Annotated in this window: 21 protein-coding genes; 7 read left to right on the top strand and 14 right to left on the bottom strand. The window is 50.2% G+C overall.

The window, feature by feature from the left end; translation table 11 throughout:
- Positions 1–206: 206 nt before the first annotated feature.
- Positions 207–740, bottom strand: coding sequence for a DUF4124 domain-containing protein (locus MK185_09845; GenBank protein MCH2040925.1), 534 nt, complete (start codon positions 738–740; stop codon positions 207–209).
- A gap of 100 nt (positions 741–840) precedes the next feature.
- Here MK185_09845 and MK185_09840 point away from each other — a divergent pair, with 100 nt between their 5' ends.
- The 6 genes from MK185_09840 (at position 841) to MK185_09815 (ending at position 8,979) form a co-directional block, all read left to right on the top strand.
- Complete coding sequence (locus tag MK185_09840; protein ID MCH2040924.1) at positions 841–2,802, top strand: methyl-accepting chemotaxis protein; 1,962 nt, start codon at positions 841–843, stop codon at positions 2,800–2,802.
- A gap of 80 nt (positions 2,803–2,882) precedes the next feature.
- Positions 2,883–3,317 carry a D-aminoacyl-tRNA deacylase gene (gene dtd, locus MK185_09835; protein ID MCH2040923.1) on the top strand — a complete coding sequence of 145 codons (435 nt, stop codon included), beginning with the start codon at positions 2,883–2,885 and terminating at the stop codon, positions 3,315–3,317.
- A gap of 57 nt (positions 3,318–3,374) precedes the next feature.
- Entirely contained in the window at positions 3,375–3,749 is a 375-nt protein-coding gene (locus MK185_09830) for a SirB2 family protein (protein ID MCH2040922.1), read from the top strand.
- 124 nt (positions 3,750–3,873) lie between these two features.
- Positions 3,874–4,245 carry a hypothetical protein gene (locus MK185_09825; protein ID MCH2040921.1) on the top strand — a complete coding sequence of 124 codons (372 nt, stop codon included), beginning with the start codon at positions 3,874–3,876 and terminating at the stop codon, positions 4,243–4,245.
- Positions 4,246–4,321: 76 nt separating this feature from the next.
- Entirely contained in the window at positions 4,322–5,824 is a 1,503-nt protein-coding gene (locus MK185_09820; protein ID MCH2040920.1) for an efflux RND transporter periplasmic adaptor subunit, read from the top strand.
- Positions 5,821–8,979, top strand: coding sequence for a CusA/CzcA family heavy metal efflux RND transporter (locus MK185_09815; protein ID MCH2040919.1), 3,159 nt, complete (start codon positions 5,821–5,823; stop codon positions 8,977–8,979). Before MK185_09820 ends, MK185_09815 begins: the two co-directional genes overlap by 4 nt.
- 193 nt (positions 8,980–9,172) lie before the next feature.
- Here MK185_09815 and thiL read toward each other — a convergent pair whose 3' ends face one another.
- The 13 genes from thiL to MK185_09750 form a co-directional block, all read right to left on the bottom strand.
- Entirely contained in the window at positions 9,173–10,156 is a 984-nt protein-coding gene (gene thiL, locus MK185_09810; GenBank protein MCH2040918.1) for a thiamine-phosphate kinase, read from the bottom strand.
- 35 nt (positions 10,157–10,191) lie between these two features.
- Complete coding sequence (gene nusB, locus MK185_09805) at positions 10,192–10,692, bottom strand: transcription antitermination factor NusB (GenBank protein MCH2040917.1); 501 nt, start codon at positions 10,690–10,692, stop codon at positions 10,192–10,194.
- Between the two features lie 5 nt (positions 10,693–10,697).
- A complete protein-coding gene (ribE, locus tag MK185_09800; GenBank protein ID MCH2040916.1) occupies positions 10,698–11,171 on the bottom strand; it encodes a 6,7-dimethyl-8-ribityllumazine synthase in 474 nt (157 codons plus the stop codon).
- A 68-nt stretch (positions 11,172–11,239) separates the two neighbouring features.
- On the bottom strand, positions 11,240–12,355 hold the full coding sequence (ribBA, locus tag MK185_09795) for a bifunctional 3,4-dihydroxy-2-butanone-4-phosphate synthase/GTP cyclohydrolase II (protein ID MCH2040915.1): 1,116 nt from the start codon (positions 12,353–12,355) through the stop codon (positions 11,240–11,242).
- Positions 12,356–12,364: 9 nt separating this feature from the next.
- On the bottom strand, positions 12,365–13,045 hold the full coding sequence (locus MK185_09790; GenBank protein MCH2040914.1) for a riboflavin synthase: 681 nt from the start codon (positions 13,043–13,045) through the stop codon (positions 12,365–12,367).
- Positions 13,046–14,200: a bifunctional diaminohydroxyphosphoribosylaminopyrimidine deaminase/5-amino-6-(5-phosphoribosylamino)uracil reductase RibD gene (gene ribD / locus MK185_09785; GenBank protein ID MCH2040913.1), complete on the bottom strand. Its 1,155-nt coding sequence runs from the start codon at positions 14,198–14,200 to the stop codon at positions 13,046–13,048.
- Positions 14,197–14,676, bottom strand: coding sequence for a transcriptional regulator NrdR (nrdR, locus tag MK185_09780; protein MCH2040912.1), 480 nt, complete (start codon positions 14,674–14,676; stop codon positions 14,197–14,199). The genes ribD and nrdR overlap by 4 nt, the downstream gene beginning before the upstream one ends.
- 152 nt (positions 14,677–14,828) lie before the next feature.
- Positions 14,829–16,256, bottom strand: a complete 1,428-nt coding sequence (locus MK185_09775; protein MCH2040911.1) for a CotH kinase family protein — start codon at positions 16,254–16,256, stop codon at positions 14,829–14,831.
- 15 nt (positions 16,257–16,271) lie between these two features.
- Entirely contained in the window at positions 16,272–16,832 is a 561-nt protein-coding gene (locus MK185_09770) for a hypothetical protein (GenBank protein ID MCH2040910.1), read from the bottom strand.
- Positions 16,833–17,243: 411 nt separating this feature from the next.
- Positions 17,244–18,704, bottom strand: coding sequence for a sodium/proline symporter PutP (gene putP, locus MK185_09765; protein MCH2040909.1), 1,461 nt, complete (start codon positions 18,702–18,704; stop codon positions 17,244–17,246).
- Between the two features lie 114 nt (positions 18,705–18,818).
- Positions 18,819–22,022 carry a bifunctional proline dehydrogenase/L-glutamate gamma-semialdehyde dehydrogenase PutA gene (gene putA, locus MK185_09760; GenBank protein ID MCH2040908.1) on the bottom strand — a complete coding sequence of 1,068 codons (3,204 nt, stop codon included), beginning with the start codon at positions 22,020–22,022 and terminating at the stop codon, positions 18,819–18,821.
- A gap of 166 nt (positions 22,023–22,188) precedes the next feature.
- On the bottom strand, positions 22,189–22,983 hold the full coding sequence (locus tag MK185_09755; protein MCH2040907.1) for an AraC family transcriptional regulator: 795 nt from the start codon (positions 22,981–22,983) through the stop codon (positions 22,189–22,191).
- Between the two features lie 168 nt (positions 22,984–23,151).
- Positions 23,152–24,414: a serine hydroxymethyltransferase gene (locus tag MK185_09750; GenBank protein MCH2040906.1), complete on the bottom strand. Its 1,263-nt coding sequence runs from the start codon at positions 24,412–24,414 to the stop codon at positions 23,152–23,154.
- 262 nt (positions 24,415–24,676) lie between these two features.
- Between MK185_09750 and MK185_09745 the strand changes: the two genes are divergently transcribed.
- A complete protein-coding gene (locus MK185_09745) occupies positions 24,677–25,696 on the top strand; it encodes an AraC family transcriptional regulator (protein MCH2040905.1) in 1,020 nt (339 codons plus the stop codon).
- Positions 25,697–25,761: the final 65 nt, after the last annotated feature.

Genomic DNA, 25,761 nt, shown 5'->3' with positions numbered 1-25,761 from the left:
TCTCCATTTTTCGGGACAGCCTGGCTGGCCCGATTTGTCCTTATAATCAGCAAGAAACGAGCCATATTGTTAAAGTGCACAAAAATAGCGCTGTATCGGTAAAAGCATGCTGTGACGTAGCGCGGATGCACTGTAATTAGTCTATTTTAGCACCGTGGTGGTGCATTTGTGGTTTACTGTGAATTCTATTGGTGCATTTCTTGTTTTCAGGGGCGGTTCAGACGTGAATAACGCTGAACGTACACGGTCACCTTGTTGGATGAAATAACCGTTTTTTGTTGGCGATCGACGACCCGCAGCTGGAGCTTGTGCTCGCCGCGGTCCAGGTATCGCAGGGTGAACAGCGTCTGTTTGCCTTTATCCACGACCCTTCCGTTGTCCAGCAGCTCGATCACATGACTTTCCTCTAATCCGGGTGTCAGGATGCCACTGATTTCAATCTCTCCGCCGAAACCCGAGGGTAATTGATACTGATCGCCAGGTGACAGAATACTGAGACTGGTATAGCTCACCTCGTTAGTTTCGGGTGTTTTTACTTCGGGTGTTGTGCTCTCTGGGCGCTTAAAGGCCGGCACAGTGGGCAGTGCCTTCAGGTTGTGGGTTTCAGCGCCCGACTGATGTTGATCAGTGAACACCACATGCCCCTGCGCATCGCGGGTGACGTAAACCTCGGTGGCTGCTGAATAACAACAAACGCTCAGGATACCCATCGCCAGAAATCCTTTTGTCTTACTTGTCATATTAGGCATCGCAAAAAAGAGGTTATTGAATTCAGAGTCCTAAGCATGCCAGAAAGCACGTCTAGACTGAAAGTATTAGTCGTAGTAGTTGAGATTTTTTATGCTTGTTAAGAACAAAATCCGGCTGGCTGGTGTGAGCTTGTTTGTCGCAGCGATGATTGGTATCGCCGCTGTTATGAATGGATTGGCAAAACCTAAGCTGTATCAACAGTCTGCAACCAGTGCTCTGCTCAGGGTACAAAACAGCGCCGCTAAGGTTGATTCCGTATTGTCCGCTGCTGCGGCTCAAACTCAGGCGATGGCCGCGTTAGCGGAAACGCTGCCACTCAATACCTCAACGTTTATCAGCCAGATCGAACAGGTCGTTAATCAGTTCGATAATGCCGATGTAGCCGGTGGTGGTATCTGGCCGGAGCCCAGCGCGCTGGAAAATGGCGTTGAACGAGCCTCCTTATTCTGGGCTCGCAACAGCTCAGGGCAGCTGGACTTGCTGGATGACTTTAACCAAAGCGGTTATCACAACGAAGGTTGGTACCAGGTTGGTCGCCAACTATCAGCTGGTGAGTGTGCCTGGTCAGAAGCATATTTCGACAGCGTTTCAGGTGTCGCCATGACCACTTGCACGGTTGCGATTCAACGTCAGGGGCGGTTCTGGGGTGTGGCGACCATCGATCTGATGCTCAGTGGTATGCAGAACCTGCTGTTGGCGCAAAATAAGGAATCCGGTGGTTTTGCGTTTGTGATTGACCAGACCAATCGGGTAATTGCGATGCCGGGTATCCGTTCGACCGACTATGGCACTAAAACCATGGATGAGATTATCCGCGCGGACAACAGTCTGGAACCTCTGGCGGAAGGCATTCGTCGTGGTGAAGCGGTATCGGATCTGCAAGCTGGGGTGATCGATGGAGAGAGTGCGCTGCTGATTATCGATAAAATGAAGGATCAGAACTGGGTAATTGGGATGGTGCTGCCGCATTCTGTGGCGCTGGCAGACAGCAGTCGTATTACCAATATTCTCTACGGTGCGTTGCTGCCGCTGATTGTTATTTTTGTCATTGTGATGGTGGTGTTTGGTCAGCGAATTCTGGGCTATCTGGAAGAAACCACACAACAGGTACACAGCCTGATTCAGGGCAAAATCGGCACCCGTTTGCACGTCGAGCGCGACGACGAGGTGGGTCGTTTGCGCACCGCAGTGAATGATTATGGCGATCATCTCAGTCAACTGCTGGTTGTTATCAGTCAGGGGGCGAGCCGGGTGAAATCTGAAGCAGAGTCACTCGGTGGCCTGAGTGATACGCTGACGCAGCGGGCTCAGGCCCATATGGATGAAAATACCACACTGGCAGCCGCCATTAACCAGATGTCGGCCAGTGCTGATGAAGTATCGCAGAATACTCTGACGGCTGCCCAAACCGCCGAAGATGCCAGTCAATTGGTTGCCCAGGGGCAAGACGTGGTCAGTCAGAATGCCGAGGCCATTGCCCAGCTCGCTGATGCATTATCGAACACATCGGAAGTCATCGATCGCTTGGCAAACGACTCACTGCAGGTTGGAGCGGTGCTTGATGTGATTAAGGCAATTTCTGAACAAACCAACTTGCTGGCCTTAAATGCCGCGATTGAAGCCGCGCGTGCGGGTGAGCAGGGCAGGGGATTTGCCGTCGTTGCCGATGAGGTGAGAACGCTGGCTGGTAAAACTCAGGAGTCGGCCAGTGAAATTGAAGCCATGATTACGCAGTTGCAGAATGCTGCCAGCGAAGGGGTAACCGTGATTGAGAAAAGTCGGGGTTTGTCGCAGGCATCGATTGATCGGGCGCAAAGTGCCCGGGAGCGGTTTGATGACATAGTTGGCGCGTTCACTAATATTAAGGATCGAACGGCCAATATTGCCACCGCAGCCGAGCAGCAGGCCCGGGTTACGGAAGAAATTCATCAGTTGGCAGAGCGTATTCGTCTGATCTCAGAACAAAATGCTGAGGATGCCAGTCATCTTAACCGTATGAGTCAGGAGTCGATTGAGCTGGCACTGGAGTTACACACGATCAGTAAGCATTGATTCTTATCCGTAAAACCGTATCCTGCCTAGCCTGCTTTCAGCAGGCTTTTTAATGTTCTGAACACACCTTGGAGATTGCAGTGATTGGTTTGATTCAGCGGGTTAGTAAGGCAAAGGTCGAGGTGGCTGACGAAACCACTGGCGAGATTGAACAAGGCATTCTGCTGTTGCTGGGTGTTCAGCAGCACGACGATGAAAAGCTGGCTGAGAAGCTATTACATAAAGTATTGAACTACCGCATTTTCTCTGATGAAAATGGCAAAATGAACCGAAGCCTGTTGGATATAAATGGGCAGTTATTGGTGGTCTCGCAATTTACGCTGGCTGCGGATACCAAAAAAGGAATGCGCCCGGGGTTTTCGTCCGCGGCCTCACCGGATCAGGCCAATGAGTTATACGGTTACTTCGTTGCCGAGGCGAGCAAACAGGTTGCTACTGGTGCAGGCCGGTTTGGTGCCGATATGCAGGTGTCCCTGACCAATGACGGACCGGTGACGTTCTGGTTGGAAGTTTGATTGTCTGCAGATACTTTTAAATAAAAAAATACTGAATTAGCTGATGAGAGAAAAACCATGGATTATTCCGCACTAAAACATTCGCACGTAGGTTTTGCCTATCTGAGTATTATGTTGTTTGTCATCCGCTTTGTGCTGTTTTCGGCCAAACCGGATTTCCGCAACAATAAAGTTCTGAAAATTATCCCCCATGTGATCGATACCTTCCTGCTTGTTTTTGCCTTTTTGCTCTTACATAACATCTGGGGCAGCCCGGTTGTCGGTTGGTGGGTTGTGGCCAAAATTGTCGGACTGGTGGCGTACATCGGATTTGGTGTGGTTGCGATTAAGCGCGGCAGCTTGCCGGCGTTTGCTGGCTCTTTGATCTGTTTTGCTTATATCTTTGGTGCGGCAAAGGCTCACAGTGTGTTGTCGTGGTTGGCGTACCTGTGATCCCACGGTTGTCCTGTCAGGGTCTTAGTTAATATCAGAGGAAGTTGAGAATCTTACAATTCTGAACTTCCCTGCTGATCAACGTTCGGACTAAACTAAGGAAAATCCGGTTAACAAAGCGTTTATGTTTCAAACTGCACTGCGTTATCTATTCATGTTTGCCATACTCCTGACGTCTAATAGCCAGGCGTTTATGGCTGCGCAGTCGTTATTGGCGGAAGCAGAACGGAATGTAGAGCTGGTAATCGATGATTTTCCGCCATGCCATCAAATGACGGATAAGATTGAGGTTCAGTCTCAGATTCAGTTGTCAGAGATACAGCTCGAATGTGAACGCGATTGTCATTGCTGTGGTGGCAGTTGTTCCAGCTTTGCCATGGTGTTCGATTTACCGCAGGCGCTATCCGGTCAACAGCGATTTGAAGCGCAATTCTTCCTCCATTTTTCTCCCAAACGTCGCCAAGAAGCTCTTCAGCGACCTCCCATTTTCGCTTAACACACCACCAGTCCGTCTTTCATTTGTCGCCGGTTGTATCGGCGATACAGGAATAATGTTTTGTGTTGAGTTACCTATGAAAAATCTGATGTTAATTGTGCTGGCTGCAGCCTTTGGTGCCACGGTTTCATGGTGGGTGAACCCCCACGCTGATATGACTGATCAGGCAATTACTGAGCAGGAAAAGCAGCCGTTGTATTGGGTCGCACCGATGGACCCGAATTTCCGCCGGGATGGCCCCGGATTATCCCCGATGGGGATGGACCTGATACCGGTATTCGAGGAAGCGGATACGCACTCTGCGGGTGAGGTCAGCATTTCTCCGGCAGTAGAGAGCCAGATGGGTGTTACTACTGCAGCCGTGCAGCGCCTTCCCTGGGTAGAGCAACACCTGGCGTTTGCTGAAGTCAAAGCAGATAACAACTACCTGCGGCATTTTCAGATTCGCGCCGATGGCTGGATTGAACGCGCTTATGTTGCCGGCGAAGGTGAACGAGTAAAAGCCGGACAAAAGTTATTCGATTTTTACAGCCCGGATCTGGTGGTTGCCCAGGAGGAGTTTCTGGTGGCATTGGCCGATGGTGAAGCAAACCTGATTGCTTCCGCACGGGAGCGATTACAGGCTCTGAACTTGCCGCAGTATTGGATTAATCAGCTGCAAAAAAACGAAAAGATTCAGGAGAAAATTCGTTTTACTGCCGAGCAGAATGCCACCGTTACTTATTGGAATCTGCAACAGGGTCGGCGAATAAAAGCCGGAGAGCAGATTCTAACCCTCGGGAACCTGGAACACCTTTGGTTGGAAGTGAAACTGACAAGACCGTTGCAAGGCTTTAATCCGCAGCTGACGGATATTCAGGTGATTAAACCGTCTGATAAATCGTTGGATCTTAATTTCGATAAAGCCCTGTTACCGCCAGTACTGGACAGGGATCGTAGCCAAACACTGCGCATTCCGTTAAACAACGAACACAGTCACTGGCGGGTCGGAGATTATTTAAATTTGGTGTTGCGTCAACAGTTTTCGGCTGTCTTACAATTGCCATCTCAAGCCGTCATTAATGACGGTATCCAGCCTCGGGTCGTATTGGCACTGGGTGACGGGAGGTTTAAATCGGTCGCGGTTACACCGGGTCGTGAAACTCAACTCGGTACTGGCGTTTATTCGCAAAAAACCGAGATTCTGGCTGGTCTGATGCAGGGGGATAGCGTGGTCACCAGTGGACAGTTTTTGTTGGATTCTGAATCGTCCATTGCCTCGGATTTATTGCGTTTTTATCCACAGCATGATCCAGAACATAAACCAGATATTATCTGGATTAAAGGGCAAATTAAGAAGAACCCCGCTAGTAATCGTATCGAAGTAAAGCATCAGGCCATCAGCCAATGGCACTGGCCAGCCATGCAACAGGATTTTCATCTGGCACTGGATTTTGCAAGGGTAAAAAACTTCAGTCCAAATCTAAATAGCTGGAGCCAACCACTGAGCATTAAACTGGCAGCTCTGGACGATGGTGATTTTTGTGTTGTGGATATCCGCCGTCTTGCCGTAAATAGCGATAACGGGGTAATGCCATGATTCAACAGATTATTTTATGGTCGGTCAATAATCGTCTTCTTATTCTGTTACTAAGTGCCATACTCGCATTCGTTGGAGTCTACGCGGTTAAACAAACCCCGGTGGATGCTATTCCCGACTTATCGGATGTGCAGGTGATCGTGAAAACCTCCTACCCGGGGCAGGCGCCAGACGTTGTACAAGAACAGGTAACCTATCCACTGACTTCGGCGCTGATATCGGTACCTGGTGCGCAAACTGTACGTGGCTTTTCCTTTTTTGGTGATTCTTACGTTTACCTAATTTTTGATGATGATACCGATATTTATTGGGCGCGCAGTCGGGTATTGGAATATCTGAGTCAGATTTCTCCACAATTGCCGGCAGCCGCCCGACCACAACTGGGGCCCGATGCCAGCGGTGTTGGTTGGGTATATATTTATGCCCTGACTGATAAAAGTGGTAATACCGATTTGGCGGAATTGCGTCGCCTGCAGGACTGGTTTTTGCAGTTTGAGTTGCAATCGGTTGCTGGTGTGTCAGAAGTCGCGGCACTGGGGGGGATGGTTAAACAATATCAGCTGCAGCTTGATCCTCAGGCATTGATTGCTCATAAGCTTCCGGTCAGTGCAGTGGTGGGTGCAGTTCAGCAGGCTAATCAGCAGATGGGTGCTTCGGTAGTGGAAATAGCCGAGGCCGAATACATGCTCAATGCCACGGGTTTTATTCGCTCGGTGACTGAGCTGGAAAATATCCCAGTGATCATAACGCAACAACGCCCACCGCTGCTGATCAAAGATATTGCTCAGGTTCGCGAAGTCCCACAAAGCCGCCGCGGTATTGCAGAACTAAATGGCGAAGGAGAAGTGGTCGGCGGCATTATTGTCATGCGTTATGGCGAAAATGCGCAGTCAGTGATTGAACGGGTAAAAACCAAACTCGAGAGTCTGAAACCAGCGCTGCCAGATGGTGTTGAAATTATTCCGGTATATGACCGAACCCAGCTAATTCACTCAGCTGTGGATAATTTATGGCAGAAACTGGGACAAGAATTTCTGGTCGTCACCCTGGTTTGTGCCGCTTTCTTATTTCACTTCCGTTCTTCTTTGGTGATTCTGCTGAGTTTGCCGCTGGGAATTCTGGTCGCTTTTATTCTGATGAAGTGGCAGGGTCTGAATGCCAACATTATGTCTTTGAGTGGTATTGCCATTGCCATTGGTGCCATGGTGGATGGTGCCATTGTGATGATTGAAAACCTGCATAGAAATCTGGAAAAAAAGCCTCGGATAAGCCAAGAAGATCGCTTTCAGTTGGTGGTTCAGTCATGTCAGGAAGTGGGGCCACCATTATTTTTCAGCCTGCTGATTATTACATTAAGTTTTTTACCGGTATTTGTATTGGAGGCGCAGGAAGGACGATTATTTGCGCCGTTAGCTTTTACTAAAACCTATGCCATGGCGGCGGCTGCAATTCTTGCTATCACACTGGTACCCGTATTATTGGGCTATTTAGTAAGGGGCGATATAACTGCTGAGCAGAAGAATCCGCTAAATCGTGTATTAGTTGCTCTGTACATGCCATTGTTAAATCGGGTATTAAACTGGCCGAAACTGACACTGTTGCTTGTACTGGTTATTACCGTCAGTGCCTGGTATCCACTGCAAAGAATTGGCTCCGAATTCATGCCGCCACTGGATGAAGGCGATTTAATGTATATGCCAACAACCTATCCTGGATTGAGTATTGGCGAGGCACGTCAGATTCTGCAACAAACGGACAGGTTAATCCGTGCCTTACCCGAGGTAAAAACGGTATTCGGAAAAGTTGGTCGGGCAGAAACGGCTACTGATCCGGCCCCATTGACGATGATTGAGACGTTTATTCAGTTTAAACCAAAGAGTGAATGGCGTGAGGGCATGACGCCGGAAAGAATCCGGGCAGAACTGGATTCATTAGTTCAGTTCCCCGGATTAACCAATGCATGGGTTATGCCAATCAAAACACGTATCGATATGTTAGCTACCGGTATTAAAACGCCCGTCGGTATAAAAATCGCCGGGGACGACCTGATGGTGATTCAGCGCTTGGGAGAACAAATCGAACAGGTGGTACAACAGGTTCCCGGTACAACCTCGGTTTATGCTGAGCGGGTTGCATCTGGCCGCTATCTCAATATACGTATCGATCGCTTTCGTGCCGCACAATACGGTTTGACGCTGCAAGACCTGCAGCAGTTGATCGCCAATGTCGTCGGTGGCAAAGCGATCGGCCAGTCGGTACAGGGATTAGAGCGATACGCGATCAGCGTTCGTTTTCCACAGGTCTATCGTAACTCAGTTCAGGCATTAAAAAATTTGCCTTTGGTAAGCACAAATGGCCAAGTGATTCATTTGGGGGAGGTCGCCGAGGTAACGATTGAACCTGGACCGGCGATGATCAAGAGTGAAAATGCGCGAATTAATGGCTGGCTCTTTATTGATATTGCTAACGTTGATCTTGGACATTATGTACAACAGGCACAATCCGCAGTAGACCGGGCGATTGTTGACGGTCGTATTCAAATACCGCCAGGATATTCTGTTAACTGGTCAGGCCAGTATCAGTACTGGTTACGGGCACAACAGAAACTCAGTTATGTAATACCACTAACCATCGCCATTATTGCTGTTTTGTTGTTTGTTAGTTTTGGTCGCCAGGCAGAGGTAGCCATGATTTTATCAACGCTGCCATTCGCAGTTGTCGGCAGTTTATGGCTCATGTGGTGGATGCAATTTAATTTTTCGGTTGCGGTTGGTGTTGGTTTTATTGCGCTAGCTGGTGTTGCGGTAGAGATCGGTGTGATTATGTTGGTGTACCTCAATCAGTCAGTTAAAAAGGCACAGAAGGTTGCTGATATGCAACAGCGTTTATTATCGGCTGAGGAACTTAAACAAGCGATTCTTCAGGGAGCCGGTTTACGCTTAAGGCCAGTGGCAATGACAGTGGCTACCATTGCTGTTGGTCTAATGCCGATATTGTATGCGCAAGGCACTGGCGCCGAATTGATGAGTCGTATTGCAGCGCCTATGGTTGGCGGCACCGTCAGTGCCTTGTTATTAACGTTGGTGGTGTTACCTGTAATGTATTATTTATGGCAACGTCAGTCATTGATGCGCTCATCAAAAAATTATGGGTAATAAATACACTTTGGGTCTGAAGTGGACAGTATCGAAAATCGAGGCGATGCCTCTGCAACTCGCAGGTCACTTTTACAGCGCATTGTCCTGATCAGTGTGTGATAGTGTTGTGGATTATTTATGCCCTGTTTAACCGGATTTTTTGGCTATCTGGTAAAAACGGAAGACAGGATTTTTGATATCTGAGCATTACTCAGAAATGCGTAAAACCACCGTTCTTTTTCAAGTCAGTCAACCAATCCTGACTGCCACTTAACTGGACGCCACTGCCGGTAACCACACGGCCAATTTTGTGAATACCGTGACAGGCAGCAAAATCTTGTGTCAGCAGCTCAGCCGATTCGGCGGTGTCAGCAAGCGTAAACAGCAGTTGATAGTCATCACCACCGCTCAGGCACGGTACCGGTCTATCGGGATCAGCCAACATAATGGCATCTGCATTGAGCTGTAACTGTACGTTGGAAGCATAGGCAATATGGCCTGCGTCCTGTAACAAACCGTCGGAGATATCGATGCAGGATGTTGCCTTACCGAGTAACAATTGCCCCAGGGTGAGGTGTACCTGTGGGAAGTAATAGTGTTGCGCATAACCTGAAGTATCAGCTGGGTTCTTCAATACGGCTGGCAAAGCGAGTGCAGCTGCACCTAGGGGGCCGGAGAGACAAATAATATCGCCGTTCTGTGCGCCACTGCGTATGAGTGCCTGACTGCTGCCATCGCTGTTTTTCGGAATCCAGCCTTGTACCGCAACCGAAATAACCAGCTGTTTGCCACGGGTCGTATCGCCGCCAATTAATGCGATATTTAATTGCTGCGCAGCTTGTTTTAATCCATCAGAAAACGCTTTTAACCAGTCGACGTCAGACTGCGGCAGAGTCAGCGCCAGGTGAAACCCTTGGGGTGATGCTCCCATCGCTGCCAGATCGCTGACTGCGCAACGCAGGGCACGCTGAGCAATTAAATGAGCAGGGGCTGCTGCCGGGAAGTGCACATCAACTACTTGAGTATCAATACTCTGTACCAGCTCAGTATTCGCTGGCGGTGTTACAACGGATGCGTCGTCGCCAATGGCAATAACGGTATCAGGTGAGGAGGGAAAGTCTGAGCAAAAAAACTGGCGAATTATTTCGAATTCGCCGATGTTTGGTGAGGAAACATCTTCGGTTTTTTTACTCATAATCAGTCCAATTATTCAGAATTGGTTGCGCAGAATCAGGACTTTTTCGCTCTTGGGCCGCGAATTTCCACCATACGATCACGCTGGGCAAGTTTATCCAAAATACCATTTACGTATTTGTGACCATCGGTGGCGCCAAAGGTTTTCGCTAATTCAACCGATTCGTTAATGACGACCTTGTAAGGTACGTCGATGCGATGAACCATTTCATAAGCACCCAGACGTAAAATCGCTAACTCGACCGGGGTTAATTCGTCTAAACGGCGATCCAGCAGAGGTTCGATTTTTTTGTCCAGCTCGGACTTTTCACGCGGCACTCCATGCAGAATATCGTGGAAGTACTCCAGATCCACTTTGCTCATGTCGTTGTCGGTACGAAATTCAGCCTCAATTGCTGCCAAATTTGCACCAGCCAACTGCCATTGGTAAATGGCTTGTACGGCAAAACGTCGTGCTTTACGACGAGCGGCCGGGCTGGTTTTTTTACCGCCAGAGTGGTTGCCCTGGGCGGCTGGGTTACCGGGAGTGCTGGCCATCTGGCTTACGCCTCCAGAGCTTTGATCAGATTAACCATTTCAAAGGCAGACATTGCAGCTTCTTCGCCTTTGTTACCTGCTTTTGTACCTGAGCGTTCGATAGCCTGTTCGATAGAATCAACAGTCAGAACACCGAAAGAAACCGGGATTCCGGACTGTAAAGAAACCTGACCCAAACCTTTAGTACACTCGGCAGAAACGTATTCGAAGTGTGGTGTACCTCCGCGGATAACGGCACCCAGAGTGATGATGGCATCGTACTTGCCACTATCAGCCACTTTTTTGGTCGCCAGCGGAATTTCCATTGCACCCGGAACACGGATAACTGTGATGTTCTCGATATCAACACCGTGGCGAGTCAAAGAATCAACCGCACCCTCCAGCAAACTCTCTACAACAAATGCATTCCAACGACCTACAACAATGGCGTATTTACCGTCGTTTGGAGTTAAATCACCTTCGATAATTTCTAAGCTCATGGTTTTACTCTCTAACATATTCAATATCTGAATTAATAGTTTTTATCTGCCGCTCGTTAATCAGCGATTTATTCTGAGTAGGGCAAATATTCTTCAATTTCCAAGTCGAAGCCAGACAGACCTGCGTATCTGGTTTCACTGCTTAACAGGCGCATCTTTTTAACACCGAGATCGCGCAGAATTTGTGAGCCGGTACCAATCGTCAGGAACGCACCTGAGCTATCGGTATTCGGACTGCGTTGTGGGCGGACACGGCCAAAATGCTGATCCATGCTGTCGCAAATATTTTCTTGCTGGCCTGCAGAAAGCAGTACCAGAACGCCTTTACCTTCTTCGGCAATCTTTGCCATAGCTTTGGTGGATGACCAGCTTTCGGATTCGGTTTTACGGATACCTAACACGTCGCGCAGTGTGTTGGTCGTTTGTACACGAACCAGCGTTGGGTCTTGTTCCGAAATATCACCCATGGTTAAGGCGATATGGGTTTCATTCTGAATGTTGTCGCGGAAAGTATGCAGCTGGAATTCACCAAATTCAGTGTGAACAGCCTCTTTAGTCGTCAGCTCAACGGTTTTTTCGTTGGCGATACGGTAGTGAATCAAGTCAGCAATAGTGCCGATTTTGATACCGTGTTTTTCAGCAAATACTTCCAGATCAGGGCGGCGCGCCATGGTGCCATCGGCATTCATAATTTCAACGATGGCAGACGATGGAGTCAGACCCGCCAGACGGGCTAAATCGCAACCGGCTTCTGTATGACCAGCACGGCTCAGTACACCGCCCGGACGGGCGCGCAACGGGAAAATATGTCCCGGCTGAACAATGTCTTCTGGCTTGCTACTGGCATCAACTGCTACCTGGATCGTGCGGGCACGATCGGCGGCGGAAATACCGGTGGTTACACCCTCAGCCGCTTCAATGGATACCGTGAAGGGGGTGGAGAATTTTGCGCCATTGCCTGTCACCATCGCCGGTAAGCCCAGGAAATCGCAACGCTCACCACTTAAGGTTAAGCAGATCAGACCACGGGCTTCCGTCGCCATAAAGTTGATGATTTCAGGGGTTACTTTTTCCGCAGCAATGATGATGTCACCTTCATTTTCACGGTCCTCGTCATCCATCAGGATAACCATTTTACCGTTGCGGATATCTTCAATAATGTCTTCAATCTTATTCAGGGGCATGTTGCTCACCTATTTCCAGAAACCGTTTCTCGCCAGGAAAGCCTGGTCGATACTGCTTTTTTCAGCTTGGGCAGCGTTGTATGTAGCTGGTTGGTCTTTACCACCGGTCAACAGCTGTTCTAAATAACGCGCGATAATATCAACTTCGAGATGAACCTGCTGACCTTCTTTGGCGGCGTACAGGGTTGTTTCTTCCGCGGTGTGCGGAACAATATTCAGCTCAAAACCATTGGGGTTCAGGGCATTGGCCGTCAGGCTGACACCATCAACGGTGATCGAGCCTTTGGCGGCGATGTATTTTTTCAGATGCGCCGGCGGTTCAATCACAAACTGAATGGAGCGTGCATCTGCGTTACGCTTTTTTATGGTACCCAGACCATCCACATGACCGGTGACGATGTGGCCACCCATGCGTGTGCTCGGCATCATGGCTTTTTCCAGATTAACGGCAGAGCCTTTGGTCCAGGCGCCAATCTGAGTGTGTGCCAGGGATTCGCGGGATACATCAGCAACAAAGCCATCCCCAGGTAGTGCTACCACGGTTAAGCACACACCATTAGTTGCAATGCTGTCACCCAGTTTTACATCCGCCAGATCAAGTGATCCGGTGTGAATACTCAGGCGTAAATCACCTTGTTTGTTTTCGACGCTGGCCACAGAGCCAACGGCTTCAATAATTCCGGTAAACATTTACTTTTCTGTTGCCTCTTCTGCGACGGAGGCCGTCTTATCATTCTGTTCAGGAGTCAGTGTTAAACGCAGGTCGTTACCCACCATACGCACGTCTTCCCAGTGCCAGCGAATTTGCTGTTTCATTTCACTGAAATCTAATGATAGCAGTGGTCTGGCGCTTCTCCCCAGCAGGGTTGGAGCACAATACAACACCAGCTCATCAATCAGGTTTTGGGCGGCAAAAGCGCCGGTAAGCCGGGCACCACTCTCCAGCAAAATTTCGTTATTTCCCTGTTCACCCAGATAACGAACCAGAGCATTCAGGTCGACTTTGCCGTTGACGGTTGGTGGTGATACCCAATAGTTCAACGCGCCGCTACCGGCAGGTCGTGATGGTTTGATTGCGGGTTCAGACCGCGTGGCAATGAGAATGTCGCCAGGTTGTTTCAGCAAGTTAGCTTTTGCGGTTAAGCGATTTTCACCATCAATGACAACACGCAGTGGCTGACGCCAGAGACGTACTTCCTGTTGAATACCGCTTTCGGCTGGGCGGACGGTCATAGATGGGTCATCGATTAATACCGAATCAACCCCGGTCACAATGGCGCAGGAGCGGGCCCGTAAACGCTGAACATCCCGGCGCGCTTGCGCTCCGGTGATCCACTGGCTTTCACCACTGGCCATCGCAGTGCGACCATCAAGGCTGTGCGCCAGTTTTGCACGAACATAGGGTAAGCCGCTGCGCATCCGTTGAATAAAACCAATGTTGATGGCCTCAGCTTCGTCTTGCAGACAGGATTCAACGACGTCAATACCGGCTTCACGCAACATGCTGTAACCGCGCCCGGCAACCTGAGGATTCGGGTCGGTCATCGCTCCGACAACGCGCGCCACTTTGGCATTGATGAGTCCCTGGGCACAAGGCGGTGTGCGGCCAAAGTGGGAGCAGGGTTCAAGCGTGACGTAGGCAGTTGCCCCCTCGGCTTTGTCGCCGGCGGCTCTCAGGGCATTCACCTCAGCGTGACCTTCACCGGCCTTCTGATGCCAGCCTTCGCCGATAATTTCGTCATCTTTTACCAGTATGCAGCCCACCCGTGGATTAGGGCTGGTGGAGTACATTCCCAAACGCGCGAGCTTTAACGCTCTTGCCATGTAGACCTGGTCGCGGCTCATGTATCTTTCTCGCGGGACTGGTTTGACTTATCAGCCATGCGTTCAATTTCTGCCTGAAACTCTGAAACGTCCTGAAACGAGCGGTAAACTGAGGCAAAGCGCACGTAGGCAACCTGATCCAGCTGACGTAACTCATTCATAACGCATTCACCCAGTACACGGCTGTCGATTTCTCGTTCACCGGTAGTACGAAGATCATGCTTGATACGTGATACCGCGGATTCAACGGCTTCGACGCCTACCGGACGTTTTTCCAATGCGCGTTGGATACCAGAGCAGAGTTTGGCTTCATCAAAGGGTTCGCGGGTACCATCTTGTTTGACGATACGAGGCATGAGCAGTTCTGCGCTTTCAAAAGTAGTGAAACGTTCACCGCAACTGATACATTCGCGACGACGACGCGTTTGTTCGCCGTCTGCAATCAGACGTGAATCAATAACTTTGGTATCCGGATGTGAACAAAACGGGCAACGCATAACTGGTAAAGAGCTTACTTATATAACCGTCAACCCGACATGGGCTGACCAAAAGTTGCGCGATTTTACTCGATTTGGGGCATTGACGCCAGTACCAACAGTGGCCCCGGGCTTCGTCCACACCGCTGTTGGTTGCTGCCTGCCGGGCTGCGTCAGAGGTTACCGATATTACTATCAATCCATGCCAAACGGTTGAGTAACCAAGTGCGCATGTACTCCACTTCTTCGCGGTGGCTCTGGGAATCGGGAATCTGATTGCCCTGAATGAATTTTCCCAGAATGTCCCATTTCTCGAAGTTACGTGCGGCGGCTCCCTGGTTCAGTTTGGCGAACTCATCATCAATGCGCTGATTCAGCGCGTTGTTACTCAGTATACTGTTGCGCAGTTCAAGCCAGCGGGATTTAAAGGCGTTGACAAATTTGGCACTGTTATAGAGCCGTTCAGCGACCCATTTATCACGGTAGAACCAGCCGGATGGTGACAAGTTGACGTTAGCTGCACGAGTGTCGTTGCCCGATGATAAATTAAAATCCCAAACCGGACCGGCCACTAATTTGCTGTTTTTATCCTTGTGGAAATAGGCACTGGCGTAAAATCCATCGCGGTTTTTAAACAACTCGTGAATCAAAAAGTAGTCCACCAGGGAATTCAGCTCAATAAAATTAGTGTAACCGGTGGCATCGTCTTCAGCGTTAGCTCCATACAGAGCATCAACAAACTGGTTGGTGTAATTACTGATATAAGCAATTTGTTCTGGCTGAATATCTTTGGGTTTGGGATAGGCAATAACCATTTTTGTGTCGCGGGTGGAAAACGCCACGTCATCGCTTGCTACCCGCTGGGTTGGTGTCAGTTCCAGTATGTATCCACCGGTTAAATCCTCGCCTTCGATTTCGTCGTCTTTCAGCTTGTTGATATCGATACGACCACTGTCACGCTTGATCTTCTCGGTCAGAATATAAACGCCGCGATAGTCCAGCTTGTTATTTTCATCGCTGAAAAACATTTCAATAAATTCAGTTTTAGGCTGCCATAAACCAGAAATGTCGGCAGCTAAGTCGTAGGCAAGAACATTACGCATCAGGCTTTTGTCGGAGTAAGGCGCGTAAAGTATCCAGTCTTCTTCTTCGGCCATGTTGAGTAATTCGGTTTCCTGGTCTTCCAGAGCTTCGGCGTCATCGAGAGTATCTTCGGTGGTACCAATAGCGTAACCGGCCAGACTGGTACCATCTGCCGCCGTCCACAATTCCAGACCATATTGTTGTTTCTCGAAACTCTGGGAACCAAAACCACGTAACTCGATACCGGCATAACGGTGTGCTTCGTCCTGGCCATAGTCGAGGTTGTTGATGTCGTCGGGTCTGTTGACGTTATCCGGGGCATTAATCAGCGTAAATTTCGTCAGAATTTTCGGCTCATCCGGTATCGTCAGCTCATTGGTCTGAATGATGGCTATTGGCAGATTTGAACTGACAAATGTCGACTCATCGAAGTCACGTTCGACAGGGCGTTCTTCCGGACTTTCCTGACACGCCGATAATCCCAGAGCCATGATGGCTATTGCTAATCGTTTTTTCATAACAAACCTTCCGAATTACAGCTGGTAAGACACAGTGGCATTGGTGATGGTCGTCCAGACCTCGTCGTCTTCGAGAGAGACGTTTTTCTCTTCGTAATAATCGACGTAATCTGAGTTATCGCGAAGGGTGGCGGATAAATCAAACGACCATCGTTGCCATTGATAACCGATGCCAGTGCTCCACCCGGTACCGGAGAATGTTCGGTGTTGGTCATGAATTGCGGTTTTATCTTTTCGGCTTTCACGAAATACTACCGGACCGCTATAAATCCGGGCGCCAAATCCATTCAGATTAAATCCTGCCAGTAGCTGCACTTCGCTGCCCCAGCCGCGGATATCGTCATTAACTGTCGCATCGAAGCGATACAGCATGAAGCGCGCCATCAGGTGTTGGTTGTGGCTGTAGTCCAGACTGGCGTGTATTGCTTTTTGCCAATCTTCCTCAGAACGGGAGTAAGCGGAAGTCGGTTCGATAAATACAAAATTAACGCCCCCGCCAGCGCGCCAGGCTGATGGTTGTTCTGCAGCAGAAAATAATGGCAGAGCGATAAAACACAGGGCGATTGCTTGTTTCATAATCCCTCCATAAAGCAGGAATTCGTGAATGGTAATATCCTGTTAGCTTAGGTGATTTATGTCAGTTTGAAACCTGGAAGCAAAGTAACAGACTGTTGCGTCTTTTCAGTAAGATAATGTGTTGCCATTACTCAGGTTGCGACAGGCGTATATTTTTCCGTATCAAACGCATTGGTATGTTCATTTTTTCGTCAGCCTGATCGAGTAATTGGCGCTAACATTTTTTACCGCTTGGCTGTTTCAGCAGAACGAGATTCTATTTCAGAATTGTGGCAGCATGGTGGGACGGATATTTAAGTCAATAATCGTTGATATCAGCGTTATTGAGAGGAAAGCAGGGCGAGGTTATGCCCTGGAGCCGGGCATAAAAAAGCGACCCAAGCCCCGGAAGGCTGGGCCGCAAAGAGGGAATTAACCGTTTACTTTGTCAAAAGTTTCCAGCAATTCCTGCTCAGGAGCGGGAGTGGCCAGGCTTACACCAACGATGGCTATCGTGGCGAAAATAAAGCCCGGTACAATCTCATAAACATCGAATATACCGCCGCTGAGCTGCTTCCAGACCACAACGGTGATACCACCGACCAGAATACCGGCCAGACAACCCAGACGGTTCATTCGCGACCAAAACAACGACAAAATCACCGCTGGGCCAAACGCAGCACCAAAGCCAGCCCAGGCGTATGACACCAGGCCGAGTACTGAGCTGTCAGGATTCAATGCCAATGCCCAGGCAATCACCGCGATACCGGCTACCGCGAAGCGACCGATTTTAACCAGCAGGGCATCGTCGGCGTCTTTGTTGATCAGTTCTTTATAGAAATCTTCCGTCAGCGCAGAAGACGATACCAGCAGCTGAGAATCGGCCGTCGACATAATAGCGGCCAGAATCGCCGCCAATAAAATACCGGCTACCAGCGGATGAAACAGTGCCTGTACCAGATCCATAAATACGGTTTCGGAATCGGCCAGTGGTGTATCGAAGTAACCAATACCAGCAACACCAACCAGTGAAGCACCGACCAGACCAATAAAAGTCCAGGTCACTGCAATCCGGCGGGCCTGCGCAATGTCGTCACGACTTTTTATGGCTTTAAAGCGTGCAAGAATATGCGGCTGACCGAAGTAACCCAGTCCCCAGGCGGCGAGAGAGACAATCCCCATCAGACCCAGAGCAGTGCCATCCGCTTTGGTAAAGGCATCCAACATTTCCGGATTTTTTGCCGCCATCAGCGCACCGGGACCGTCGCCCACCGCGGTAAACGCCGCAATCGGTACTATAATCAGAGCGGCTGCCATTAACAGACCTTGCACCAGATCAGTCCAGGATACCGCCAGGAATCCGCCAAAGAAGGTGTACGATACAACGGCGATGGTGCCTACGGTTACGGCGATGGTGTAATCCAGACCAAATACGGTTTCAAATAACTTACCACCGGCAACCAGACCGGAGCTGGTGTAGAACAGGAAGAACAGCAGGATGAAGAAGGCGGCAATCGAGCGAATGAGTACTCTATCGCCAAAGCGGTTGCTGAAATATTGCGGTAACGTCAGGCTGTTTCCGGCCGCTTCGGAGTATTCACGTAAACGAGGCGCGACGATCAGCCAATTCAGGTATGTACCCAACAATAGACCTCCGGCCAGCCAGGATGCTTCCCAGCCTGCTGCGTAGGCATAACCCGGCATACCTAATAACAGCCAGCCAGACATATCGGAAGCACCAGCGGATAACGCCGAGGGCCAGGCACCGAGAGAACGGCCACCAAGAATATAATCGGATAAATCGTTGGTTTTACGATAAGCCCACAAACCAATCCAGAGCATTGCTCCGAGGTAGGCAATAAAAGTAATCAGCGTTGATACGTTAATGTCCATGCTGCACTCCTGAGTGTTTTAGTTTTCTGTGTCGTTTTTATAGTTAATGAACCGCCAAAGCGGCTCAGTTTTGGGTGACGCGAGGCGTCGTCTTTTTATTCATTAACAGACCCGTTAATCATCAGCATTCAGTGATAGCAACGTTGCGTTGCCACCAACGGCAGTGGTGTTGATGGTACGGACTCGTTCAGTGGCAAACCGCTTAAGATAGTTAGGGCCACCGGCTTTCGGACCGGTGCCGGATAAACCACGACCACCAAACGGCTGCACACCCACTACGGCGCCAATCTGATTGCGATTAATGTAACAGTTTCCCACCCTGACGCGGCTTTCGATATAAGCGGCCGTGGCTTCATTACGGCTGTGGATACCCAGCGTTAGGCCATACCCGGTAGCATTAATACTGGTTATTAATTGATCCAGTTCGCTGGCTTTGTATTTCAGTACGTGCAGTACCGGACCAAATTGTTCGCGGCCCAGGTCGGCGATATCGCTGATTTCAATGGCAACCGGAGCAACGTAATAACCGTTAGCCGCCTGCTCTGGTAATTGTGCTTCAGCCAGCACGCGATCGGCAGCGCGCCAGCGTTCAATATGATTCAGCAAGCCGCTGCGCGCACGTTCGTCGATGACCGGACCGCAGTCGCAGCTGTAATCTTGTGGATTGCCCATTTCGATGCGCTGCAATGCGCCGTCGATCAATTCGATAATGCGCTCTGCAATATCCTCTTGTACGCACAGAACCCGCAGCGCTGAACAGCGTTGACCTGCGGATGCGAAAGCGGAATCCATGACATCGGCGACCACCTGCTCTGGCAGTGCGGTGGAGTCCACGATCATGGCGTTCTGACCGCCGGTTTCGGCGATAAAGGTTGCCAGTGCGCCATCGCGTGCCGCCAGCGTGCGGTTAATATGTTGTGCGGTTTCAGTCGAACCGGTGAAAGCAATGCCTGTGATGCGTGAATCCGGCACCAGAGTATTACCAATGGTGGCACCAGAGCCACACAGCAGTTGCACAACATCACCCGGGACACCTGCTTGATGAAGCATCTTAACGGCGCGACCGGCGATTAATGAGGTTGATTCCGCTGGTTTTGCCAGCACCGTGTTGCCCGCAACCAAAGCAGCGGCCACCTGACCGATAAAGATCGCCAATGGGAAGTTCCATGGGCTGATGCACAGGAATACACCACGACCTTCATAATAATGTTCGTTGCTTTCCCCTGTTGGCCCTGGCAGCCGGGTTGGCAGTTGCATACCGTCGCGTGCCTGTTGCGCGTAATAACGGCAAAAGTCGACGGCTTCGCGCACTTCGTCAATGCTGTCTTGCAGGGTTTTACCGGCTTCGCGGGCACACAGTGCCATCAGTTCGTCGGTGTGTTGCTCCATCAGATCAGCCATGCGCTCAAGGCAGGTGGCACGCTCAACCACCGGGGTACGGTTCCAGTCGAACCAGGCGTTATCGGCGATGGTGAGTGCCTGCTGGGCTTGCTCAGCCGATGCCCAGATCACATCCCCCACTTTTTTGCTGCGATCGTATGGACTGAAGACACTGTGGATATCGTCACCGTGGGCGTCTTTGCCAGCAATCAATGAGGCTTGATGCCATTGTTTGTCGTCGAAGCTACGAATACTCGCCAGCAGTGGTTCGCGCTCAAATGCCACTGACAGGTTGTATCCCTGAGAATTGCGACGATCAGCGAAGACCTCAGCAGCACGAGGAATATGCGGGTTACGGAAAGAGGCATGACGGCTGGCCTGAGCCACCGGCGATTGCACCAATTGTGATACCGGTGTTTCGGCATCCACCAAACGGTGAACAAAGGAGGAGTTTGCGCCATTTTCCAGCAGACGTCGTACCAGGTAGGGCAGCAGGTCTTTGTGTGCACCGACCGGCGCATAGATGCGTACATTAATCTTGTCGTCGTTCAACAGGCGGTCGTAGAGTGCGTCACCCATACCGTGTAAGCGCTGGAACTCAAACGCCCGGCCCGGATTCTGTTGTGCCAGTTCAGCAACGCTGGCAACGGTGTGGGCATTGTGAGTAGCGAACTGCGGGTAGATGTTACCCTTAGTCGTTTCACTCAGCAGGTAACGGGCACACACCAGATAAGAAACATCGGAGTTTTCTTTGCGGGTGAACACCGGATAATCGGCCAGGCCTAATTGCTGCGCATGTTTAATTTCGCTGTCCCAATAGGCGCCTTTGACCAGACGAACCGGAATTTCATCGCCTTGCTCTGCTGCCAGCGCATTAAGGAACCCCAGCACCGCCGTGGCGCGCTTGGAGTAGGCCTGGACCACCAAGCCGAACTTATCCCAGCCTCTCACCGCCGGACTCTGATACACCTGACGGAACAGACGCAGGGATAATTCCAGACGGTCGGCTTCTTCGGCATCAATGGTCAGAGCAATATCATGCTGCCGTGCTTCTTCTGCGAGGCTTTCGACTTTGGCGCCCAGTTCCTTCATCACCAGGTGCTGGTGGGATTCCTCATAGCGCGGATGTAAAGCCGATAGCTTAATCGAAATACTGGGTGCTGGCCGGTCGTCACGCCAGTCTTTGTTGCCTTTGCTTTTGGCAAGCGTTCGCAGGGCATTGCGGTATGACACAAAATAGCGTTCGGCATCGGCGTCGGTAAAGGCCGCTTCGCCAAGCATATCAAATGAGTAGGTGTAACCTTTGGCGCGGTAACCTTTGCTGTTTTTAATGGCTTCGTCGATGCTGCGACCCAGGACAAATTGTTTGCCCATGATCTTCATAGCCTGGTTCATCGCGGCGCGAATCACAGGCTCGCCAGCGCGCTGAATTAAACCACTTAACAAGTTGCCCGCCGATGTTTCGCGATTGGAAATGGCGGTGATTTTACCGGTAAGCATCAGGCCCCAGGTGGAGGCGTTCACTAACAAAGAATCGGAACGACCCATGTGTTCGTCCCAATCGGCTGCCGACAGCTTGTCACGAATCAGCGCATCAGCCGTTTCGGAATCCGGAATACGCATCAGCGCTTCCGCCAGACACATCAGAACAACGCCTTCTTCGTTATCCAGACTGTATTCCTGTAATAACTTATCCACCGCATGAGCAACATCGCCATCGGCGCGGATCACTTCCACCATTGTACGCGCGCGCATCTCGCTCTTATGACGGAACTCGCTTTGTGCGGCAGGGTCATCGCTGCCTTCAGCCTGTGCCACCAGTTGCGACATGTAACTGTCTTCATCAACCGCGTATTGCTTTTCGATCACGTTAAACCAGTCATCGGCGGTCATCTGGGAGTGGTCTGCAAACAGTACCGCTGCATCAAAGTCGCTCATCTTGCGCACCCGTTTTTGTTGTTCTGTCGTTATACGAACAGGAAGTGTATTAACCCGTCGATCAAGGTTACGGGATGAGGCGGTGCAAAAACTTGTTTAAAAATCTGGCGGTTTTGTCAAAAACTACGGTTTTGGTGCGAATTTATTCGCAACGCTCACGGTTAGTCTAAAGCGAATGCTGGTGTTTGCGCTGATTGCGAAGCTGCCCGGGGGAGAGTTCGAAGCGGGCTTTGATGGCATGATTCAATGCACTCTGATTGGCGAAACCGGTATCGGCGGCGACCGCACTGATTGCCATTGAAGAGTTTTCCAGCAGCCAGGCTGCCTGTTGCACCCGTTGCTGCAGGATGTATTGATAGGGAGTCATACCGGTGAGCTGGCGAAAGCGCAGATGAAACTGGCTGGCACTCATGTGACAGGCGTTCGCCAGTTCTTCAACACTGAGTTTTTCCGTCAGCCGTTCGGCAATCAGCTGGTCGAGCATTGCCAGGTCGATACGGCTGGACGTACCGGGAGCGAACTGGCGATAAGTTGCAATGCGGTGAAATAAACTGTGGAGCAATAACCCACTGACGTGTTGCTGCAATTGCACATCGAGTGGACGTTGTGTGAGTTCCTTGGCCAGGCATCTCACCAGCGATCTGAGGTTATCATCCAGCTCGATAAAACGTGGCTGAGCAAACAGCTGATCAAACAAACCAGCATCGATCAAATGGTTGGAACCGTCATGGCCGCTGACGTCGATTACCACCACCGTATTGTTGCCCTCGCCGTAAAAAGCATGATCGCAATTACTCGGCACCAGACAACCAAACCCCGGACCAAAATGCAGTTGCTGATCCGGTGGCAGATCAAACCAGACCTCACCGGTTAATCCCAACACCACCTGATGGTGATGATGGTGATGTCGGTGAGGCTGTGATTCGAGTGACTGTACTCGGCTGGCACCAATGGTCCACATAACAATTTCCAAACGTCAGAGGGTTAAACCCTAAGGGCTACCGTGGGATTTTTCCATTCGGGAAATTACGCAATCAGGCGAGCCTCGCGACAGAAAGTAAAAACGCCCCGCTGACGACATCAACGGGGCGCTTGTCTGATCAATGATATTGATCCGATCTTCAGTGGCTTATTTGTATACCGGCAGCTCGGTACACAGTTCAACCACTTTCTTCTTCACTTCGGCTTCGACGGCTTCTGAATTACCATTCTCCAGAGCGTCCAGTACATCACAAATCCAGTCTGTCAGGGCTTTGCACTCGTTTTCTTTGAAACCACGGCTGGTCACTGCCGGAGAGCCGATACGCAGGCCGGAAGTAACAAATGGAGAACGAGGATCGTTCGGAACAGAGTTTTTGTTCACTGTGATGTTAGCGCGACCCAGAGCGGCGTCAGCGTCTTTACCTGTGTACTCTTTACCAATCAGATCAACCAGGAACAGGTGGTCGTCGGTACCGCCAGAAACGACGTTGATGCCGCGGCTGATAAAGGTTTCTGCCATTGCCTGAGCGTTTTTAACAACCTGGGCCTGGTAGGCTTTGTAGTCTTCAGACATGGCTTCTTTGAAGCAAACGGCTTTGGCAGCAATGACATGCATCAGCGGGCCGCCCTGAGACTCAGGGAATACTGCGAAGTTCAGCTTCTTGTTCAGTTCTTCGTCTTCTTTCGCCAGAATCAGGCCACCGCGAGGTCCGCGCAGAGTTTTATGGGTTGTGGTGGTGACAACATCAGCGATGCCAACCGGCGTCGGGTAAACACCACCAGCAACCAGACCTGCAATGTGGGCCATATCTACGAACAGATAGGCCCCTACAGCGTCGGCAATTTCGCGGAACTTGTTCCAGTCAACGACACGAGAATAGGCTGAGAAGCCAGCAACGATAATTTTGGGTTTGTGTTCTTGCGCCAGACGTTCAACTTCGGCGTAATCGATTTCACCGGTTTCCGGATTCAGGCCGTACTGAACCGCGTTGTAGATTCGACCTGAGAACGATACCGATGCACCGTGAGTCAGGTGACCACCGTGTGCCAGGCTCATACCCAGAATCGTATCGCCGGGCTTGCACAGCGCCATGTAAACTGCGGCGTTTGCCTGCGAACCTGAGTGTGGCTGAACATTGGCGTAAGGTGCGCCAAACAGTTCTTTGGCACGATCGATTGCCAGTTGCTCGATCACATCGACGTGTTCACAACCACCATAATAGCGCTTGCCTGGGTAGCCTTCGGCGTACTTGTTAGTCAGCTGAGAGCCTTGAGCTTCCATCACGCGAGGGCTGGTGTAGTTTTCAGAAGCGATCAGTTCGATGTGGTGCTCCTGACGCGCGTCTTCCGCTTGCATCGCTTCCCATACGGCTGGGTCGAAATCGGCAATGTTCATATCACGGGTAAACATTCGGCTATTCCTCATGTGAGTGTGACTTTTATGTCAACAAGACTTAGGTGAATAATTTTGAGGGCGGCATTTTACCTGAAAGTCCGGCTTCTGGCACTTGAAATACCATCATAATCAAAGCAATCGTGATTCATACAAAATCATGAATATCCTGTCGAAATAGTCAGGAAAAATAAGAGAATTTTTGACTAACCCCTGAATTGATATCGGCGGGTTACGTTTCGAAACAGTTCCAGTGGTGTCGGCTTGTTAGCATGGAACGATGAAAAAAACAGCAGTGACTGTGCATAAGCAAACCGTGATGGCGAATCGTGTCGGGTTTCGCATATGGGCAGGAAAAAATAATAAAAATGCGCTGATTCCTCAACTGGAATCGCAATACGTCAACCTTGATGAGTACACCAGTGATCGTGTGCCGCTGGAGATTATTACCCGCGAAGTCCGACTGGCAGCTGAGTTGGCACAAGAGGCAAATCTTGGCCTGGCCGTGATCGATCTGATTGATATCCGCATTACCTCACTGGGTCGGGCAATCCAACAGGTGATAAGGCCGCTGCAACAACAGCAACTGGCGCTTCCTGTGGAAGTTTTATTGCATATAACCGGGCGATACTTTCAGGTACTGTCGGAAGTGGTGGCGGTTGATGTGTGTCATCAGCGTGAAGGTATTTGTATGACTTTCAGCCCACGTATGCCAGACATCGTCAGCTACCACCAGGTTGAAGGAGCGGTTTATGGTCTGGTCAGGTTGGTAGCCCATTTCAATCAACGTATGCCCGATGTGGTGCGTTTTTCTCATGTGCCGGATGCATTGAATTACGATATGTACCTGCAGTGCTTCGACTGTTTGCCAGACTTTGCGTCGGATCAGACACAACTCATATATCAACTCCAACCGCAACAGGAAGTGATGTCGCTGCCTTTGTTGTTATCGCCGGTTATTCATCTGCACGAGAAACAATTTCCGGATTTAAATTACTCCGAGCGTATCCGGCTGTTATTAAACACGATACTGGGCGTGATAGAACCCACCCGAGATAACATCGCCAGCATCATGAATTTAAGTGTGAGCAGTTTGCAGCGGCGCTTAAAACAAGACCAGGTCAGTTACCATCAGTTGTTACTGGAAGTACGCCAGCAACGGGTAAAAGAATACATTCACCAGCCAGGTATGACGTCAGAAAAGCTGGCATTTTTGCTGGGTTACAAAGCAAAAAGCCAGTTTCTTAAAGCCTTTCGCCAATGGTTCGGAAAAACACCGCAGCAATTTCGCTGCGGGTAAATCTGGTTGACGACGATTCCTCACTGTCATTGCCCTTGCTGTGCAAGGGTTATTAACAGCGAGGG

Source organism: Saccharospirillaceae bacterium (assembly GCA_022448365.1).
GTDB lineage: Bacteria > Pseudomonadota > Gammaproteobacteria > Pseudomonadales > Oceanobacteraceae > Bacterioplanoides.
The sequence above is the reverse complement of the archived record's forward strand: the minus strand, read 5'-3'. Positions and strand labels throughout refer to the sequence as shown.